The organism is Sulfitobacter sp. HI0129, assembly GCF_001635395.1.
Classification (GTDB): Bacteria; Pseudomonadota; Alphaproteobacteria; order Rhodobacterales; family Rhodobacteraceae; genus Sulfitobacter.
This window is the reverse complement of record NZ_LWGH01000849.1, coordinates 1-3880: the sequence shown is the minus strand read 5'-3', so window position 1 is coordinate 3880 and position 3880 is coordinate 1. Positions and strand designations below refer to the sequence as shown.

The 3880-nt window shown below is 62.3% G+C and carries 2 protein-coding genes; one reads left to right on the top strand and one right to left on the bottom strand.

What is annotated here, in order from left to right; all coding sequences use genetic code 11:
- Window positions 1-193: 193 nt before the first annotated feature.
- Window positions 194-2620 (bottom strand): mechanosensitive ion channel family protein, encoded by a 2427-nt coding sequence (locus tag A3764_RS19980; protein ID WP_067919858.1) that lies wholly within the window; start codon window positions 2618-2620, stop codon window positions 194-196.
- Window positions 2621-2812: 192 nt separating this feature from the next.
- On the opposite strand from A3764_RS19980, the gene A3764_RS19975 reads away from it, so the two are divergent.
- A partial coding sequence (locus A3764_RS19975; protein ID WP_067952012.1) for a glycosyltransferase family protein occupies window positions 2813-3880 on the top strand: 1068 nt, incomplete at its 3' end.

Sequence of the window (3880 nt, the reverse complement as noted above, 5' to 3'; positions counted from 1 at the left end):
TCGCCGGCATCGGTCTCGAACGTGTTGCCGGTATGTGCGGCGGCAAGGGCTGCATAAGGCAGAAGCGTCACGACGCCACCGGCGGCGGCGGAGGTGACGAAGAACTGGCGGCGGGAAATAGACATGCGACTGTCTCCTTGCTGTGAAATAACCTGCTCCGCAGATAGCTCTGCCCCCCCGCCCTTCAACCGCGTCAGCGGTCATCCCCCACCGGGCCTTCCGGCTCTTCCGCTTCCTCCTGTTCAAATGATGCCTGCGCCGCAGCCGTCACCGCGCGCTTTTGCTCTTCGCTCAGCTCTTCCAGTTTGCCGTCCGCCAGCCGCACCGTGACTTCGCGATGCGCGAAACGGATGCCCTCGCGCTCGAACAGGGCGCGGATCTCTTCGTATACACGCTTGCGCACCAGCCATTGATCGCCGGGTTTGGTCATGAACTTTACACGGATGATCATGGCGCTGTCCTGCATTTCGATCACACCCTGTGACTTGAGCGGCTGGATGAAATTCTCTCCGATCACCGGATCGTCCAGCAATTCCTGCCCGAGCTTCTTGATCAGCTTGCGCACCTTTTCAACGTCGGTGTCATAGGTGACGCGCAGGGGCAGCTTCATCATGACCCAGTCGCGTGAAAAGTTGGTCATAACCTGCAGTTCACCAAACGGAATCGTGTGCAGATAGCCCAGATGGTGACGCAACTGGAAAGACCGGACGGAGATCTTTTCCACCGTTCCCTTCACCCCGCCCACATCGAGGTATTCGCCCTTGCGGAAAGCATCGTCGAACAGAAAGAACGCACCGGCGAAGATGTCGCGCACGAGTGCTTGGCTGCCAAAGCCGATGGCGATGCCCACGATACCTGCCCCGGCGAAGAGCGGGCCCACATTGACCCCGATTTCCATCAGCACGATGAGCAGGATGGTCACCACCACCACGATCAGCACCACGTTGCGAAACAACGGCAGCAATGTCGCCAGACGGGTCGCGGAGGAGCCGCCCCCCTCGTCCCCCGGCTCCGGTTCCTCAAGGTCGCCGATCTCTTCCTCGATCTTGCTGTCGATCCAGATGCGGAAAGCATGGTAGACAACGTAGCCGATGAACACGATCACGAGGATATCGAGCAGCCGGTCCGCGTAGCTTTCGGCCATGCGGGCGCTTTCGTTGTCCCAGATATAGAAGAAGGCATAGGCCCCCGCGACAAAGGCAAGGATACCGGCCACCCGCCGGGCCAGCGCCTCGAAACTGTTCAGGGAATGTCGCTGGCCCTGTGACAGGCGGGCCGCCTGCGGGTCGGGCGCCGCTCCTTCGGGCGGGGGACCCGATGCAGCGTCGGCAAGGCCTTGCTCTTCAGCCTTGCGGGCCAGCGCCTCTTCGCGCTGCGCATTGAGCCGCCGCAGCGTCCGGGCGCGGGAAAAATACCGTTCGATCACATAGCTAATGCCGCCGTAGACGACGATGATCGAAACAAGGATGCCATAGGCCCCGGCGATGAGCGGTATGGAACTGGGGTTCGCCAGCACCAGGTCGTAGGTCAGCTCCACCCACGCGAACAGGACGTAGATGATCACCGTCGGCGCCCAGATGCGCACCAGCGTCCGGGTCACCAGGCTGCACTCTTCCATTGGCCTACCGTTCTGCAAGGCCCCCGAAATTGCCCGGCGGTTGACCAGTACCAGCAAGATGTTCATCAGCACGATCCCCGCCGACAGCATGGAGGCGAGGAAGGCGTAGACATCGTAGTTCAGGCCCAGCTCACCGATCCAGATCCCGAACAGGATCGCGCAGACGTCGAAGGTGGCCAGCATCCAAAGCCACCGGTGCAGTCGCGTCGCGTCGCGGTCACTGAGCGCCGGGATCCGGTATTGCGACAGGTAGGGCGACAGGATCATGCGCCACAGGCTCGCGACGAAGCGGCAGATGAAATAGCCGATGTTGATCAGCGTGACGGTGAACTGGATCGCCGTATCCTCGAGCGTGCCGAAAATGCTGTAGCCGACGATATAGGCCACAACCATGGAAACGATGATCCCCACAACACTGAGCATGAACCGGTAAAGCAGAAAGGGCATTTTCTCCGAATAACCCTGCGGATTCTCTTTCACCCGGGCGAGCACACGTTTGCGCGCAATGCGCTTGGCAAAGATCTCCCGTTCCGCGATCACCCCGATGGAAAGCATCAACAGGCTCAGGAGCAATGTCTTGGCGAAAACCCAGAGCGTGCCATCAGGCGATGCGGCACGCAGGATATAGAGCACTTCGTTGAAAGCGTTGGGCAGGTCCACCAGCCGCTCCAACAGGGCCGCCCGGAACCGGGTCGCCCTGTCCTGCAGGTTCATGAGGGCGGAGTGTTCCTGTACCACCTCATCCAGCGGCACCGCCCCCTCGGGCGGGGTGGCGGGGGGCCGCAGGTTGCCCTCGGCATCGATGACCAGAATGCCGATCCCGTTGCGGGCAGCTTCGCGCATGACTTCTTCTATGGTGGCGGGGGGGGGTGCATCAGCGGTTTCTTCCGTCGAAGTCGAGGCCCCCGGCAGCAGTGCGGTCAGCCCCTGCGCCTTGGCCGACTGCACCGAAAGACCCAGAAAAAGGGCGACTGCTACGCAAAGAAAATAGATGATGCGCATGAGGCCCCGCTACAAAATGTTGCGTCAGGCTAAGTCACCCCCTGCCACATTGCAATTGGAGCCTGTTTTCCCGCACCCGGCGATTGGAGGTTTGCCCCGAGGGCCCGAACCCATTAAACAGAAATCAACGGGAAAAATCCCGCGCGCCGGCCCCGGCCAAACACCACATAGTTGCACGAAAAGGACCGGCAGATGGGACGATGGGGGTCGAGGCAGGGAACGGACGGCTCGGCACGCCGCAGGGTCATGTTCTACAGCCACGATACGTTCGGTCTTGGGCATCTGCGCCGGTCCCGCACCCTCGCCACGGCTCTGACCGCGCAGGATGACACGACATCCGCTATCATCCTGACGGGCTCCCCGGTGGCCGGGCGGTTCACCTTTCCCGAGCGCGTCGATCACATCCGCCTTCCGGGCGTCACGAAACTGACCGATGGCAGCTATGTCAGCCAGACGCTCGGCCTTGATATCGACGATACCACATCGCTGCGGGCGGGGCTGATCCAGACCGCTATCGAACAATACGAACCCGATCTGCTGATCGTCGACAAGGAACCCACCGGCTTTCGGGGGGAGTTGCTCCCCACGCTGGAATGGCTGCGCATCCGCGGGCGGACACGGACGGTGCTGGGCCTACGGGACGTGCTGGATGAGCCGGAGGTTCTGGCCGCGGAATGGCACCGCAAAGGGGCGGTGACGGCAGCCGACAAACTTTACGATGAACTTTGGGTCTATGGCGTACGGGACGTGCATGACCCGACCGAAGGCCTGCCGTTGGCCCCCGAGACGCGGGCGCGGATGCATTGGACGGGCTACCTGCGCCGGCAAGAGGTCGACACAGGCGAAGTGCCCGACAGCCCCTATGTCCTCGTGACCCCCGGGGGCGGCGGTGATGGTGCCGCGATGGTGTCGCTCGTGCTTGACGCCTATGAACAGGACCTGACCCTGTCGCCCGATGCGCTGCTCGTCTACGGCCCATTCCTGTCAGGCGAGGTGAGAGAGGAATTCGATGCACGCGTGGACAGGCTCGGCGGGCGCGTCCGCTCCGTCGGGTTCGACAGCCGCATGGAAGCACTGTTCGCCGGGGCGGAGGGTGTCGTTTGCATGGGAGGGTACAACACCTTCTGCGAGGTGCTTTCCTTCGACAAGCGTGCGGTGATCGTCCCGCGTACCGTGCCCCGTCTGGAACAATGGATAAGGGCGAGCCGGGCCGAGCAGCTGGGTCTGGTGCGGATGCTGGACGAAACCCGCGACGGGCTT